The organism is Pseudomonas sp. FW305-96 (assembly GCF_058783825.1).
Genome location: NZ_JBYSYW010000019.1, coordinates 93,170 through 108,390, shown reverse-complemented (window position 1 = coordinate 108,390; position 15,221 = coordinate 93,170). Strand labels below are relative to the sequence as shown.

The following is a 15,221-nucleotide window of genomic DNA, read 5'->3' as shown; positions in this document are numbered from 1 at the left end:
ACCCCGACACCCACCAGGGCTCCGACAGCAACGTTCTCGGCCACGCCAAACAGGTGGTCCAGAGCCCCTTGGCGGTCGCCAATCTGCCAATCGGTATAGCCTTTGTAGACTTCGCTGACCACGTCCAGCGCAGCCACGGCGAACATCACCTCCCCCAGAACCGGAATGAACAGTGCAGCCAGGTTGAGCGCATCAAGCCCCGCGCTCTTGAGCGCTTCCAGCCACTGATGGCGTTCGATGGCGGTTTCGTCAGCAGTAGGTACCGCAAGAATTCTTGCATCATCAAGCATCTTGTCCACCTGCAAGCCACGCAGATAGGCGAACAGCGGCGTTTCGATGGCGAAGTTACGCCCATCCAGAACAGCGGGTGCTCGCACGCTGCTGGCTTCGATCAGGCGCTCCAGGGTGGCGGTAAAGGTCGGCCGGTCACGCTCACTGATGAAGCGGCTGAAAAAGGATCGGTAGTGAGGCGCGCGGAGCTTTTTGGCCAACGACAGATAGAGGGCATCCCACGAGGCGTGTTTGGCCACCGGGCGATGCGGGTCCTGCGGTACCCAGCAGATGATCCCCTCCAGCGGCCCCTCGGCGCTCTCGCGCAGCTCCAGAGTGACGAGCCCATGGATACGCTTGCCCAACAGGAACAACTGGCGAGGTGTGACGATACCGGGCACCGCCGGTACGATGGGTTTGCTTGCAATGACAGACAACAAGCGCAGGTAGTCGCCTTCGTCCAACTCGAACTTGATTCTTGCCATGCGCACCGCAACGTCAAGCTTGGCACGCAGACTCTCTTCCAGCATGCGCTCCACCGCCACACGAGCGAAATCCATCGGCGCCGTAGGCCTGCTCTTCGGAAACAGTTGCGCACGCAGCAGCTGCTGATACTGCCCACCGATATCCAGCGTTCTGCAGCACCGGGCAAACGCCTCGAACGCCATTGGCAGTCTCACCTTGTCAGCGTCTTGCAGATACGCTCGCCGATGCAGTGACGGCGATGTCTCACTCTCGTGAAAGTTGTGCAGCGCCGCTGTCAGCAAGGGTTGCACGCTGTGCAGGGTTCTCCAGGGCGTATGCAGGCGCGGCGCGGCGCTGGGCATCGGCACATCTTGCTCGATGCACACCTGCATGGTGCGTACATTGACATCGGCCAGGCCCTGGTCACGCAATGCCTGCTCCAGCAGCGGCGTGGCAAATGCCTCCAGGCTGGGAATGCCTGCCAAGGCGTTTCTTACATTTTCCGCAGCAGCCTGCTGATGACGCAGCGCCCTGTGCAATGTCAGAAGAAGGTCGACATTGGCGCCTTTCAACCAATCTGCAAGCTGGCGGGCAATGAAGGCATCGACGGAGTCGGAGGGGATGGGAATGACGGACACGATATGAGCTCCTGATGATGAGGCAGCAAGCTCAACATTTGCCGTTCATGCCAAGGTGTTACTTAAAGCTGACGCACAGGGCTAGCGGGCGGACCTCATTCGGATTGCCGAACGAAAAAACCCCACGCATTCGGTGTTCCGACCACAAGTTAAACCGGAAAAACCTTCATATAGGGTTCATGCCGAGGCTTTGCGGGGGGTTATGATCATTGGCAGAGCTTGGCACGAGTCATGCTCTACACTTGGAAGCCGAATGCACACCGCTTCATGCTGTATTCGTTGAACGAAAGAGTCCGCCAACGGCTCCATAAAAAAAACAAACACGTCGAGGAAAATTTGATGCGTATCGTTCGTCAATTGCTGGGCGCCGCCATCGCGGCTGCAGTCATCGCATCGCCGGTCATGGCTGAAGAGCTGACCGGTACTCTGAAGAAGATCAAGGATTCGGGCACCATCACCCTGGGCCACCGTGACTCTTCCATTCCGTTCTCCTACCTGGCCGGCAGCACCACACCGGTCGGTTACTCCCACGACATCCAGCTGGCCGTCGTCGAAGCCCTGAAAAAGCAACTGGGCACCGACATCAAGGTCAAGTACAACCTGGTAACCTCGCAAACCCGCATCCCGCTGGTGCAGAACGGCACCGTGGACCTTGAGTGCGGCTCCACCACCAACAACGTCGAACGCCAGCAGCAGGTCGGCTTCTCGGTGGGCATCTTCGAAGTCGGCACCCGCCTGCTGACCAAGGTCAAGAATGGCGAGCCTTCCTATAAAGACTTCCAGGACCTCGCCGGCAAGAACGTGGTGACCACCGCCGGGACCACCTCCGAGCGCATCCTCAAGGCGATGAACGCCGACAAGCAGATGAAGATGAACGTGATCTCCGCCAAGGACCACGGCGAAGCCTTCAACATGCTCGAAGGCGGCCGCGCCGTGGCCTTCATGATGGACGACGCCCTGCTGGCCGGTGAAATGGCCAAGGCCAAAAAGCCTGGCGACTGGGTCATCACCGGCACGCCACAGTCGTACGAAATCTACGGCTGCATGGTGCGCAAGGAGGATGCTGCGTTCAAGAAAGCGGTCGACGAAGCCATCGTCGCCTACTTCAAGTCGGGTGAAGTCAACAAGAGCTACGACAAGTGGTTCCAGCAGCCAATTCCGCCCAAGGGCCTGAACCTGCAGTTCCCGATGAGCGACGAGCTGAAGAAGCTGATCGCCGAGCCGACCGACAAGGCAGCGGACGAGAAGAAGTCCTGATCTCCGGCAAATAGTGGCCTGAAGCGCATCCGCGCGAATCCATCCGACAGGCCACTTAGTTAGTGTCTAACCTTTACATCCGAGGGCGTCGAACGCCCCCGGATGTATCGAGGTGCCCGTGAAACAACCGTCTGAGGGGAAATCCCGATGAATTACAACTGGGACTGGGGCGTGTTCTTCAAGTCCACCGGCGTGGGCAGCGAAACCTATCTGGACTGGTACATCACCGGCCTGGGCTGGACCATCGCCATCGCCATCACCGCCTGGATCATCGCCTTGCTGCTGGGCTCGCTGCTCGGCGTGATGCGTACCGTACCCAATCGTCTGGTGTCAGGGATCGCCACCGCCTACGTCGAGCTATTCCGCAATGTGCCGCTGCTGGTGCAGCTGTTCATCTGGTACTTCCTGGTGCCGGACCTGCTGCCCGAAGGCTTGCAGGAGTGGTTCAAGCAGGACCTCAACCCGACCACCTCGGCGCTGATCAGCGTGGTCATCTGCCTGGGCCTGTTCACCGCCGCCCGTGTCTGCGAGCAGGTGCGTACCGGCATCCAGGCGCTGCCCCGCGGCCAGGAGTCGGCCGGGCGCGCGATGGGCTTCAGCCTGCCGCAGATCTACATGAACGTGCTGCTGCCCCAGGCCTACCGGATCATCATTCCGCCGCTCACTTCGGAATTCCTGAACGTATTCAAGAACTCCTCGGTGGCCTCGCTGATCGGCCTGATGGAGCTGCTGGCGCAGACCAAGCAGACCGCCGAGTTTTCCGCCAACCTGTTCGAGGCATTCACCCTGGCCACGCTGATCTACTTCACCCTGAACATGGGCCTGATGCTGCTCATGCGCATGGTCGAGAAGAAAGTCGCCGTGCCTGGCCTGATTTCCGTGGGGGGCAAGTAAATGGAAATGGATTTCAGCGAAATCATCCCCGCGCTGCCCGCTCTGTGGGACGGCATGCTGCTGACCCTGCAACTTATGGTCATGGGCGTGGTTGGCGGTATCGCCCTGGGTACCGTCCTGGCCCTGATGCGGCTGTCGTCGAGCAAGCTGCTGGCCAACGTCGCCGGCGCCTACGTCAACTACTTCCGCTCCATCCCGCTGCTGCTGGTGATCACCTGGTTCTACCTGGCGGTGCCTTTCGTGCTGCGCTGGATTACCGGTGAAGACACCCCCGTGGGCGCGTTCACCTCTTGCGTGGTGGCGTTCATGATGTTCGAGGCGGCGTACTTCTGCGAAATCGTGCGTGCCGGCGTGCAGTCGATCTCCAAGGGCCAGATGGGCGCCGCGCAAGCGCTGGGCATGAGCTACGGCCAGTGCATGCGCCTGATCATCCTGCCCCAGGCGTTTCGCAAGATGACCCCGCTGCTGCTGCAACAGAGCATCATCCTGTTCCAGGACACCTCGCTGGTCTACACCGTCGGCCTGATCGACTTCCTCAACTCGGCCCGCGCCAACGGCGACATCATCGGGCGCTCCCACGAGTTCCTGATCTTCGCCGGTGTCGTCTACTTCCTCATCAGCTTCTCCGCTTCCTGGCTGGTCAAGCGCCTGCAAAAAAGGATCGCCGTATGATTTCCATCAAGAACGTCAACAAGTGGTACGGGGACTTCCAGGTACTGACCGACTGCAGCACCGAGGTCAAGAAAGGTGAAGTGGTGGTTGTGTGCGGCCCGTCCGGCTCGGGCAAGTCGACGCTGATCAAGTGCGTCAACGCCCTTGAACCGTTCCAGAAGGGCGACATCGTGGTCGACGGCACCTCCATCGCAGACCCGAAGACCAACCTACCCAAGCTGCGCTCGCGGGTGGGCATGGTGTTCCAGCACTTCGAGCTGTTCCCGCACCTGTCGATCACCGAGAACCTGACCATCGCCCAGCGCAAGGTGCTCGGTCGTAGTGAGGCGGAAGCCACCAAAAAGGGCCTTGCCCTGCTCGACCGCGTCGGCCTCGGCGCCCACGCCAAGAAACACCCCGGCCAGCTGTCCGGCGGCCAGCAGCAGCGCGTGGCGATCGCCCGCGCCCTGTCGATGGACCCGATCGTCATGCTGTTCGACGAACCGACCTCGGCACTGGACCCGGAAATGGTCAACGAAGTGCTGGACGTGATGGTCGAACTGGCCCACGAAGGCATGACCATGATGTGCGTGACCCACGAGATGGGCTTCGCCCGCAAGGTCGCCAATCGGGTGATCTTCATGGACAAGGGCAACATCATCGAGGACTGCCAGAAGGAAGACTTCTTCGGCAACCCCGAAGGCCGCCACGAGCGTACCCAGCACTTCCTCAGCAAGATCCTGCAACACTAAGTCGGCCACAGTGACGCTGCCCGGCCACCTGCCGGGCAGCGGAAGCTGGTCGTGACAAGGCCACTGTGATGAAATGCGACCCTTCGCTCCTTCGCCCCGCCCAGCCCACCGTGAAAACCCGCCTGATTCGCCAATTGCTCGTCCCCCCCCTGGTCATCCTGTTGATGGTCGGTTTAGGGATGGCTGGCTTCCTGATCAGCGAAAGCAACGGTATCCGCACGCTCAGTGAAAACGGCGAGCGCCAGCTTGAGCTGCATGCGCGCACCGTCGAAAGCGAAATCAGCAAGTACACCTACCTGCCCAGCCTGCTCGAGCTGGAAGACAGTGTTTCGCGCCTGCTCACCGACCCCGATGCCGGTGACCGCCAGGCCGTCAACGAATACCTCGAAGGTCTGAACCGGCGCAGCCGCAGCCGGGCGATCTTCGTCCTCGATACCAATGGCCGGGTCCAGGCCACCAGCAACTGGCGCGACGCCGACTCTTTCCTCGGCGAGGACCTGGCATTCCGCGCCTACTTCCAGGTCGCCGTGCGCGGCGAACCCGGGCGGTTCTACGGTATCGGCAGCACCACCGGCGAGGCCGGCTACTATCTGGCCCACGGCCTGGAGGAGCACGGCAAGATCATCGGCGTGGCCGTGATCAAGGTGCGCCTCGACACCCTCGAGGAGCGCTGGCAGCGTGCCCGCCTGGAGGCTTTTGTCAGCGACGAGAACGGCATCATCATCCTTTCCAGCGACCCGTCCCGGCGCTTGAAATCGGTGCGCCCGCTTAACCCACAGATCAAGGAGCGCCTGGCGCGCAGCCTGCAGTACTACTGGTGGCCGCTCAACGAGCTGCAGCCGCTGGCCCGGGAAACCCTCGCCGATGGCGTGGAGAAGCTGACCTTTCCGGCCAACAGCGAGACCGAGCACGGCAAGCAGCGCGACGTCTCCTACCTGGCCCAGACCCGCCGCCTGGCCGACACGCCCTGGCACTTCACCCTGCTCACCCCCCTGCAGGACCTGCGCCGCGAGTCGATGGTGCAGGGCATCCTGGTCGGGGTGGCTTTCGCCCTGCTGGCGATCCTGGCCATCGCCTGGAATGAGCGACGCAAGGTGATCGCCACCCGCCTGGCGGCCCGCGAGGCACTGGAAGAGGCCAACAGCCAGCTGGAGCGCAAGATCACCGAGCGCACTGCCGACCTGCGCGCCAGCAACGAACGCCTCAAGGGCCAGATCCGTGAGCGCCGCCATGCCGAGCAGACCTTGCGCCACGCCCAGGACGAGCTGGTCCAGGCCGGCAAGCTGGCGGCCATCGGCCAGATGTCCACCAGCATCGCCCACGAACTCAACCAGCCGCTGGCGGCGTTGCGCACCCTGTCCGGCAACACGGTACGCTTCCTCGAGCGTGGCGCGCTGGAAACCGCCAGCACCAACCTGCGCACCATGAACGACCTGATCGATCGCATGGGCCGTATCACCGCCAGCCTGCGCTCGTTTGCCCGACGCGGCGACGACAGCGGCCAGGCCTCGTTGGAAAAGGCCGTGGAAGCCACGTTACAGGTGCTGGCCAACCGCATCAGTGCCTGCCACCTGCAACTGCACCGCCAGTTCGACGACCCGCTGCTGGCCATCGACCAGACCCGCCTGGAACAGATCCTGGTCAACCTGATCGGCAACGCCCTCGACGCCATGGCCACCCAGCCCTTGCCGCAACTGTGGCTCGAAGGCGAAACACAGGGCGACAAGTACCGCCTGCGGGTGCTCGACAATGGCCACGGCATCGACGCCGAGGCGCGCAAGCACCTGTTCGAACCCTTCTTCACCACCAAACCGGGCGAGCATGGCCTGGGCCTGGGCCTGACCTTGTCGGCAAGCCTTGCCACCGCGGCCAAGGGTACACTGAGCGTCGAACACCCCAGCGGTGGCGGCACCGCGTTCGTCCTTGCCCTGCCCCTGGTCACGCCCCCTAGCGAATTGGCTGAGCCTCTATGAATCAAGCACCTCTCACCGTCCTGATCGTCGAAGACGACCCGCACGTGCTGCTCGGCTGCCAGCAGGCGCTGGCCCTGGAAGATATCGCCTGTGAAGGCGTCGGCAGCGCCGAACAGGCCCTCGAGCGCATCGGCGACGACTTCGCCGGCATCGTCGTCAGCGATATCCGCCTGCCGGGCATCGATGGCCTGGAGCTGCTAAACCGCCTCAAGGCCCGCGACCGCAGCCTGCCGGTGGTGCTGATCACCGGCCACGGCGATATCGAAATGGCCGTCGGCGCCATGCGCAACGGCGCCTACGATTTCATGGAAAAGCCCTTCTCGCCGGAGCGCCTGGTCGATGTGGTGCGCCGCGCCCTGGAGCAACGCGGGCTGTCCCGCGAGGTGTTCGCGCTGCGCCGCCAGCTGGCCGAACAGAGCAGCCTGGAAGGTCGCATCATCGGCCGCTCGCCGGCCATGGAACATCTGCGCGAGCTGATCGCCAACGTCGGCGACACCTCGGCCAACGTGCTGATCGAAGGTGAAACCGGCACCGGCAAGGAACTGGTCGCCCGTTGCCTGCACGACTTCAGCCGACGCCAGGGCCAACCCTTCGTGGCGTTGAACTGCGGCGGCCTGCCGGAGAACCTGTTTGAAAGCGAGATCTTCGGCCACGAAGCCAACGCCTTCACTGGCGCGGGCAAGCGCCGCATCGGCAAGATCGAGCACGCCAACGGGGGGACACTGTTCCTCGACGAGGTCGAGAGCATGCCGATCAACCTGCAGATCAAGCTGCTGCGCGTGCTGCAGGAGCGCACCCTTGAGCGCCTGGGCTCGAACCAGAGCATCCCGGTGGACTGCCGGGTGATCGCCGCGACCAAGGCCGACCTCGCCACCCTGGGCCAGAGCGGCCAGTTCCGCAGCGACCTGTACTACCGCCTCAACGTCGTCACCCTCGAGCTGCCACCGCTGCGCGAGCGGCGCGAAGACATCCTGCAGCTGTTCGAACACTTCCTGCAGCAGTCGGCCTTACGCTTCGACCGCGAAGCACCGACCCTCGACAGCCAGACCCTGTCGCAGCTCATGGCCCATGACTGGCCAGGCAACGTGCGCGAGTTGCGCAACGTCGCCGAGCGCCATGCCCTGGGCCTGCCCGCATTCAAGAAGGGCACCAGTGCTGGCGCCAGCCAGGGGCTTGGCTTCGCCGAAGCGGTGGAGGCATTCGAGCGCAACCTGCTCAGCGATGCTCTGCAACGCACAGGCGGCAACCTCAGCCAGGCCAGCCAGGAGCTGGGCATGGCCAAGACCACGCTGTTCGACAAAGTGAAGAAATACGGCCTCGGCTGACCTGCAACCCGAACCTGGAAAGACAACGTGGACTTGGTATTCAAAGCGGGCCTTGGCGCCGGCGTGGTGGTGCTCCTGGCGATTCTGTCGAAAACCCGTAACTACTACATCGCCGGACTGGTGCCGCTGTTCCCCACCTTCGCCCTGATTGCCCACTACATCGTCGGCAAGGGCCGCTCACTGGCGGACCTGAAGACCACCATCCTGTTCGGGATGTGGTCGATCATTCCCTATTTCGTGTACCTGGCCACGCTGTACCTGCTGGTCGAGCGCATGCGCCTGGAGGCCTCGCTGGCCTTGGCCACGGTGGCCTGGCTGGTGGCGGCCACCGTGCTGGTGACCCTGTGGGTGCGGATGCACTGAAGCCATCGTGATTCGCTCTAAAGCCCGGCGATATGCGTATCCTGCCGGTTCGACTGCAGGTAAGGCAGTACCGCCCCCAGCAGCGGCGCCTTGAACGGCTCCTGGAACCGGTGCGCCAGCCCCGGAATCAGCCGCAACTGGCTACCCTGGATGTGCGCCGCCAGATGCACCCCATGCATCACCGGCAACAACGGGTCGGCCGTTCCATGCACCACCAATGTCGGCACCCGCAGTTGGTTCAGCAACTCGACCCTGCTGGGTTCGGCGAGGATCGCCATGATCTGGCGTTTCACACCTTCCGGATTGAACGCCCGGTCATAGGCCAAGGCGGCCTGCTCGATCAGGGCAGCGCGGTCATCATGGACCTCGGGGCTGCCTAACGCCGCCAGCAAGTCGGCTTGCTGCTCGATGGCCACCTCACGACTCGGTGCACTGCGCCGCGCCAGCAGTTGTACCAGGGCCGGGGCCGGGGCTGGCAGGCCAACGGCGCCCGAACTGGACATAACCAGTGTCAGGCTGCGTACCCGCTGCGGCGCCATCGCGGCTATATGCTGGGCGATCATGCCGCCCATGCTCACCCCCAGCACGTGAAACTGGCGAACCTCGAGCGCATCCATGAGGCGCACGCCATCATTGGCCATGTCCGACAGGCTGTAGGGTGCAGAAACCGGCAACCCCAGCTTGTAGCGCAGCAATTCGAGGGTCAGGCTCGCCGAAGCCGGCATTTGGTTCCAGCGCGACAGGCCGACATCGCGGTTGTCGTAGCGGATCACCCGAAAGCCCTGGCGACACAAGGCCTCGACCACATCATCCGGCCAGTGGATCAATTGCCCGCCCAGGCCCATCACCAACAGAAGCACAGGATCGCGGGGCGCACCGACACTCTGGTAGACCAGGCTCAACTCACCCAGCTCGGCCCGTTGCACAGGCACATGGACGTCACAACGGCTCTCGGCAAAGCTCGCCGGCACGACCAGTAAAAAGAAGAAAAATAAAAACGCCCGCATGAAAGAAACACCAGAATGCAGATCCCCAATTGAGCGCGAGTCTGATGAATCTCTTGCCAGCGCGCTGCCACAAAACAGTGACAGTTTGATGAATCCTGCCGAATGGCGAGATACGATAATTAACTACGACCCAGCAAGCGCCCCCCTTTCCTTCAATGGCGTTGCCGTATCCGGCAACTCTCAAGAAGGATCGACCGATGCACGAGCTGACACGCCCCCTCCCTCCCTTTGCCCTTAAGCCCCTGCCACTGGACGCCGTGCCGCCGGACGTCCCGGTTGTTCATCGAGCACGTAAAGCGTGCGAAGACCAGCGACGGACATTCGATACACTGCTGCGCCAGGCGCCCGGCGTTCGCCAGATCATTGGCACTTGGTTGAAAGAAACACTGTCCATCGCCCCCGGGCAAGTCGACCTGGTGCTTGAAAGTGCGCAGCAACCACAAAGTATCAATCTCGTTGCGTTGACTGCCTGGGCCCGACATCACGCCACACATCCCACGATTGACCGTTGCGCACGCATCACCGGCAACCTTGGAGCGCTGCCCCGGCCACCCAGCAAATTAGTGGCACATCTGGCAACTCTGAATCTCCCCAGCCTCGTTCGGCAGTGCTGGAGCCGCTACTGGGGGGAACGGGCTGCGGGAACGCCCATGAGTCGAAAGGAACAGGCACGCGCACAGTACCGACGCCATTTCGAGTCCACCGTCGATATCGCGTTCGCCATTGATCCCTCGGCGGCGGCGCTCCGTCCAGTGCTAGGTGCCATGGACAATCCGCAGTGGCTGCGGATCGATCATCGCCAACTGTTTATCGAAACACCCGCCTGCGAGCCAGGAGCGCTGATCTTCAGCATCGAAGGCGAAGCGGCGCTGACCGTCTACTCCCCCGGTAACAGCGAAACCCTCAGTTACCACGTGTCACGCCAGGCTCTGGAGTCCAAGCTCGGGCATACCACCTACAACGCACTGGACTCGATCGACAAAGGTTTCGATACCCTCTTCGATAATCTGGAGAGCCGCCTGCTGGCAACGCTCGACCACGACCCCGGCGAAAGCCTTGGCAACGCAGCCACAGCATTGGCGCTGGCTGATCAACTGTATAGCGACTGGCGCCATCCAACGGTTTTCGCCATGCCGTTTGCCCTTGAATCCGCAGAGGACGACGATCCCTGCGACCACTCACTGTTCGAGCTGGCCCCCTGTGGCATTGAGGCACAATGGTCAAGGCGCGTGCAGTTGGTCGCTCTACAACTGGAAAAGTTGGCAGAGCTTTCCCAGCAAGACCTTGAGGAATACCAGCGCCAACAAGGTGTTCTGCTCAAGGCGCGTGGGGCCGCCCAGCCCCAGATAGAGGCCATCCTGGCCTCGGCGAAATGGCACTCCGACGCTCGCCCGGTCACAGCCCCACCCGCTTTGTTGGCGGCTCACGGCCAAGCCCTGCTGGCCCATGCCCGAATGAAACGGTTGCTGGGCGAACTGGCGCCTGACGTACTCGCGTTGGTTGAATCACTGTTCAACCCGCAGGACGACAGCGCGCTGACGGCTTCACCCGTATTGCGCTCGGCCCCAAGTACCCCGTCGGGCAGCCCTCGCGAACAGGTGCTGCACGACGTTGTTGTCATCGCCAGGCGCACGCTCCTGGACACTCCCGATACCCGCCAACCCTTCGCCATTTACTGGCTCGGTGGGCACGGAGGGCTGTTGCAGTGCAACGACCAGGGCGTACTCGCTCGTTATCTGTTCCAACATGGCACAGAGCTGTCGCTTCGCTTCGAGCCTATCGTCGGCGACAGCCTTGCCTACGCACTCGACACGCAACTGACGCATGCGCGCCAAGCCTGGCAGACACTGCAGAACGAGAAAGGGCTCGACGCCGCGGCCGCTGAACTACCGCAGGCAAGACAGACCCTGGGCCAACACCTGCAGGTCTCCTGGCAGGGCACGCGGGAGGCGGCGCTCTCCCACCTGAAAGAGGAGCAACAGCTTACAAGCAGGTTAGGCAGCTCACCCACCGCCTTCGCCAAGATGACCGAAGAGGTGCGCACCTCTTTCAAGACCATGGCCAATGACTACTTGGCAGCCTTGCGCGACAGCCAGGCGCTGATGGATCGCGACCTGCCGGAGCGCGAGGCGTTCTGCCAGAAATGGGTGTCGAAAACCCTGATACAGGATTTCGATGGTTTCGACGGTGGCCGGATTCTTCTGCAACTCCCGCTATCGACAAGCTGGCGCAATCATCCGGTCGTCGGCAGTGGCGCTCCAGGAACACCGACCCGGCCAGTGCTGACCGCAAGCCTTGAGACCGAGGAGGTCACGCTGGAAAGCCTGCTGTTGCAAAACATCGACAGCACCCTGCTGGAACGCCTGAATTTCGTCAAACCCAAGCGCGCCGATGGGCAGCCGCCAGGGCAGGCCATCGAGAAAGGCCTTGATCGCGCCTACTTGCACGACCTGGCACGCCGCCTGGACCTTGCCGGGCGCTACGAATCGGCGCTCCATGCCGTCTTCAGCGACCCCACTGAGTCAGAATATGCCCATGCCTATCGCCGAGAATGCCTGATAGCTCCTCACCGTTTGATGCTGAAGTTGCAAAACCTGCTGTATCACCAGCGAGGGGACTTGGATAGCGTCGGCCACGCGATCCTTGGCGTGGCAATCGATGCCGACAGCCGATCGGCCTTCCAGGCCGTCGGCCATGACATTCAATTGTTGCCCGCCCAGCTGACGGCTGGCGGCAAGGATACCGACGAACAACCCACGACACTGTCGGGGGTGACGTTCATCGAGGACCGAGCCAGCAAGGTCACCTTGCTCTATCGTCCCGATCACCCGACCCGCGGGCTGCGCCAGTACGACAGTCTCGAACAGGCGCGGCTGGCGCTGTTCGATGAGCGCGACGACTACCTCGTCAGCCGGGCACTTATCGGAAACCCTGGCGCCCATCGCACACGGCTGCGCGAAGCGCGCATTCGCCATTTCGACCGCATGATAGGTGTAGGTACCGCCTGGCCCGCCACCACCTCACTGGCCGCCCACCTGCTCGAGGCCCATCGAGGGCGCCTGGTGATGGAACATCGCGCGACGTCGCGCTCCAACCTGGACCTGTTCTTCGAGCATTTGGCCGGGCAGAGCGCTGGCGTGCTGATAGGGTTCAAGATCGCCCTGGGGGCGATCCCGTTCCTGGGGCTGCCGATCAGCGCCTACGACGCATTCGTCAGTGCCACCGAGGTGGTGAAAGCACTTTCCAAAGGCTCGTCCAGTGACGTCCTGCAAGCTATCAACGACTTGATCGTCTCGCTGGTCGATGTCGCAATGGACGCTCTCGGTGTCGGTATTGGCCTCAATACCGCGTCCCTGCGTCGAGCGGCCAGGATGCGTCGTATCCGTGGACAGGGTGAAGGGACCGTACACCTGCGCCAGGATTCATCGCCCCAACGCAGCCTCGACCGCTTCACCGGGCTGGAGTATGAGCAGCCACTGTTGCTGGAGGGACTTCAACCGGCCCCCCATGGCAAGTATCGAGGCATCTATCGGCATACCGAAGGCAACTTCATCCTGGTCGGCAAGCAAACCTACAAAGTGAGCTGGGACACGACCGCCCACACCTGGCAGCTGGATGGCAACACCCGCCACAAGTGGAAACGCGCCATCGCGCAAGACGAGCACGGCCATTGGGATACGCACTTCGCGCTCTATGGTGTACACCGCCAGGGGGCAGGCGTCGGTGGCGGACAAGCCCTTGGGCGTGTCGCCGATACGCTCGAGCCACTCTGGCCCGCGGCGATACGCGAACGCTTGCCACGCTGGTGGCGAGACCACGCATATCGCCAGCACAACCGCTTGCGCGACAGCATTAGCCGCGACCTAGTGTTACTGCAACCTCGTGCCAACGAGCTCAATCAGCAGATGAAGCGCGCTCTGGAACAACAGGGAAAGCTTGACCCATCACTGAAGGCTTCGCTGAAAAGCACCATCGCCGACGCAGAGCGCATTCACCGTGATTGTGAAGCATTCCAGCAGGTTGCCGCCGGGCGGATTCGCAAAAGGGCGCAGGATCAGGCGAACGACCTGGCCATACTCATTTGCAATGGTCGTCAGCGCCTCAGCGGCGAAGGCCGTACCCAACTCACACTCGTGATGGATGAAATAGAGAGCCTCAAACAACGTCTTCAGCAAAAATCCACCGAACTCTCGTCGGACCTTGACGAGAGGCAGCTCCAGGTCATCGTCGAGCAATTGTCCACGCTGAGGGCCAGCATGAACCTAGCCCGACAAAATGCACTGGCGGCTGTGGATGATATCCGCGAGCAAGTTGCCCACCTTCGGTCTTGGCGCAAGCAAGTACGGCAGATTGGCGAACATAAGGATTTGTTTGAAACCATCGACAGCACCTTGAAGACTTTCAGCGATCCCGTCCTGAACTACATGGCTGTCGGCCAACTGACGGCGCTGCTGCTCAAACCGGGCCAGGCGATGAGCGGCACCGGCATCCACCTGCAATTCTTGATGAAAGAACCGCGAACAACACTGGACCGCGCACTGTATGCCTTGCATCAGCTGGGCGAAACAAAAGCCTCGGCCACGCAACGTGCCACTATCATGACTGCGTCGATACAGCATTCCGAACGTTTTCGTCATCAATTGAAATACTGGCTGGGCAGCTACGCGGCGTACATCGACCCCGCTGCCGCGCAGCGCCTGGAATCGTCACTGACAGCTTATGAAGCGCATTTCAAGGCGCTGCTGCTCAGTAAAACCAAGCCCGCAGCGCTGGCCAGCAAAAAGGGTACCCGCCAGCCCCGCGTATTCGAGACCATCGACAACCGCTTGCTTGTCGGTGAGCCAGACCAGCATAGCCCCAACGTGTACCGCATCACCGGGGTCAACGGGCGGACCGAAATCTATCTTCAGGATCGCTCGGGAAAATTCACCCTGACCAACCCGGACACCGCTCCCAGCGTTGGCCGTACCGTATCCCTGAAGGAGCTGCGTGCCGAGGCCAGGCGTCAGCTGGACGAACTGCAAGCGTATCGAGGCAAGGTGCAGCAGTACGCCAACCAAGGCATGGACGGTGCGAGCCTAGACGATCTCATGCAGTTCAAGGCTACCGACCTGGAAAACCTGGCCTCGCGAATCGCCGGGCAGGCAAATGACGACAGCCTGGTACAGCAGTTGCGCGACATGGCACGAGAGTCGACGCGGCATGGCAAGGCACTGCGCGTCGGCTACATCATGGGTACTCACCAACCGAATGGCGGGCAGCTTGATTATTTGCACGAAGCGGGCCTGATCCGGATCGAGAGGGAGGGCGCACTGGTAGAGCTGCGCAAGACCAGCGAGGGCCGCAGGGACTTCCTGCAGGAGTTCGTGGTACTCGATACCCGTGAAATCCCGCCACGTCCACTGTGGTATGCCCACTTCCATTTCAACAAGGCCAATCCCTCCTTCGACGATTTCGTCAAGGCGCACTTGAAGACCGTCCCTCAACGGCGCCTTGGGCGGGAATGGCAGAACAGCCACGTCGAGCAGATCTGGCGCGGTGAACTGACGCGTGTCATCGCTCGCAAGCACTTCACGGCATTGTTCTGATCGACCGCGAGGGGCCCGGCCCAGGCCCCTCGCGCCAT

At 62.1% G+C, this 15,221-nt stretch carries 10 protein-coding genes; 8 read left to right on the top strand and 2 right to left on the bottom strand.

Annotation, left to right across the window (positions count from 1 at the left end; translation table 11 throughout):
- Positions 1-1,373: dermonecrotic toxin domain-containing protein (locus AC3WL2_RS15950; protein WP_368731135.1), on the bottom strand; the 1,373-nt coding region annotated here is incomplete at its 3' end.
- Between the two features lie 339 nt (positions 1,374-1,712).
- Between AC3WL2_RS15950 and AC3WL2_RS15945 the strand changes: the two genes are divergently transcribed.
- The 7 genes from AC3WL2_RS15945 to AC3WL2_RS15915 all read left to right on the top strand — a co-directional run bounded on the left by AC3WL2_RS15945 (position 1,713) and on the right by AC3WL2_RS15915 (position 8,588).
- On the top strand, positions 1,713-2,630 hold the full coding sequence (locus AC3WL2_RS15945; RefSeq protein WP_102685433.1) for a glutamate/aspartate ABC transporter substrate-binding protein: 918 nt from the start codon (positions 1,713-1,715) through the stop codon (positions 2,628-2,630).
- A gap of 147 nt (positions 2,631-2,777) precedes the next feature.
- Positions 2,778-3,524: an amino acid ABC transporter permease gene (locus AC3WL2_RS15940; protein WP_102685432.1), complete on the top strand. Its 747-nt coding sequence runs from the start codon at positions 2,778-2,780 to the stop codon at positions 3,522-3,524.
- A complete protein-coding gene (locus AC3WL2_RS15935) occupies positions 3,525-4,196 on the top strand; it encodes an amino acid ABC transporter permease (protein ID WP_023629013.1) in 672 nt (223 codons plus the stop codon).
- Positions 4,193-4,927: an amino acid ABC transporter ATP-binding protein gene (locus AC3WL2_RS15930; RefSeq protein ID WP_038706667.1), complete on the top strand. Its 735-nt coding sequence runs from the start codon at positions 4,193-4,195 to the stop codon at positions 4,925-4,927. The genes AC3WL2_RS15935 and AC3WL2_RS15930 overlap by 4 nt, the downstream gene beginning before the upstream one ends.
- Before the next feature lie 68 nt (positions 4,928-4,995).
- Positions 4,996-6,900 carry a two-component sensor histidine kinase AauS gene (gene aauS, locus AC3WL2_RS15925; RefSeq protein ID WP_102685431.1) on the top strand — a complete coding sequence of 635 codons (1,905 nt, stop codon included), beginning with the start codon at positions 4,996-4,998 and terminating at the stop codon, positions 6,898-6,900.
- On the top strand, positions 6,897-8,225 hold the full coding sequence (gene aauR, locus AC3WL2_RS15920) for a two-component response regulator AauR (protein ID WP_102685430.1): 1,329 nt from the start codon (positions 6,897-6,899) through the stop codon (positions 8,223-8,225). The genes aauS and aauR overlap by 4 nt, the downstream gene beginning before the upstream one ends.
- A gap of 27 nt (positions 8,226-8,252) precedes the next feature.
- Entirely contained in the window at positions 8,253-8,588 is a 336-nt protein-coding gene (locus AC3WL2_RS15915; RefSeq protein ID WP_102685429.1) for a GlpM family protein, read from the top strand.
- A 17-nt stretch (positions 8,589-8,605) separates the two neighbouring features.
- Here AC3WL2_RS15915 and AC3WL2_RS15910 read toward each other — a convergent pair whose 3' ends face one another.
- The gene (locus tag AC3WL2_RS15910) at positions 8,606-9,595 is read right to left on the bottom strand and encodes an alpha/beta fold hydrolase (protein WP_102685428.1); all 990 of its coding nucleotides are present in this window, start codon (positions 9,593-9,595) and stop codon (positions 8,606-8,608) included.
- A gap of 197 nt (positions 9,596-9,792) precedes the next feature.
- On the opposite strand from AC3WL2_RS15910, the gene AC3WL2_RS15905 reads away from it, so the two are divergent.
- Entirely contained in the window at positions 9,793-15,183 is a 5,391-nt protein-coding gene (locus tag AC3WL2_RS15905) for a DUF6543 domain-containing protein (RefSeq protein WP_146022611.1), read from the top strand.
- Positions 15,184-15,221 lie beyond the last annotated feature (38 nt).

What these genes read in the sequence shown, in the direction of transcription:
- AC3WL2_RS15945 (WP_102685433.1), top strand. Translation starts at nt 1,713, where the DNA reads ATGCGTATCGTTCGTCAATTGCTGGGCGCCGCCATCGCGGCTGCAGTC.
- AC3WL2_RS15940 (WP_102685432.1), top strand. Translation starts at nt 2,778, where the DNA reads ATGAATTACAACTGGGACTGGGGCGTGTTCTTCAAGTCCACCGGCGTG.
- AC3WL2_RS15935 (WP_023629013.1), top strand. Translation starts at nt 3,525, where the DNA reads ATGGAAATGGATTTCAGCGAAATCATCCCCGCGCTGCCCGCTCTGTGG.
- AC3WL2_RS15930 (WP_038706667.1), top strand. Translation starts at nt 4,193, where the DNA reads ATGATTTCCATCAAGAACGTCAACAAGTGGTACGGGGACTTCCAGGTA.
- aauS (WP_102685431.1), top strand. Translation starts at nt 4,996, where the DNA reads ATGAAATGCGACCCTTCGCTCCTTCGCCCCGCCCAGCCCACCGTGAAA.
- aauR (WP_102685430.1), top strand. Translation starts at nt 6,897, where the DNA reads ATGAATCAAGCACCTCTCACCGTCCTGATCGTCGAAGACGACCCGCAC.
- AC3WL2_RS15910 (WP_102685428.1), bottom strand. Translation starts at nt 9,595, where the DNA reads ATGCGGGCGTTTTTATTTTTCTTCTTTTTACTGGTCGTGCCGGCGAGC.
- AC3WL2_RS15905 (WP_146022611.1), top strand. Translation starts at nt 9,793, where the DNA reads ATGCACGAGCTGACACGCCCCCTCCCTCCCTTTGCCCTTAAGCCCCTG.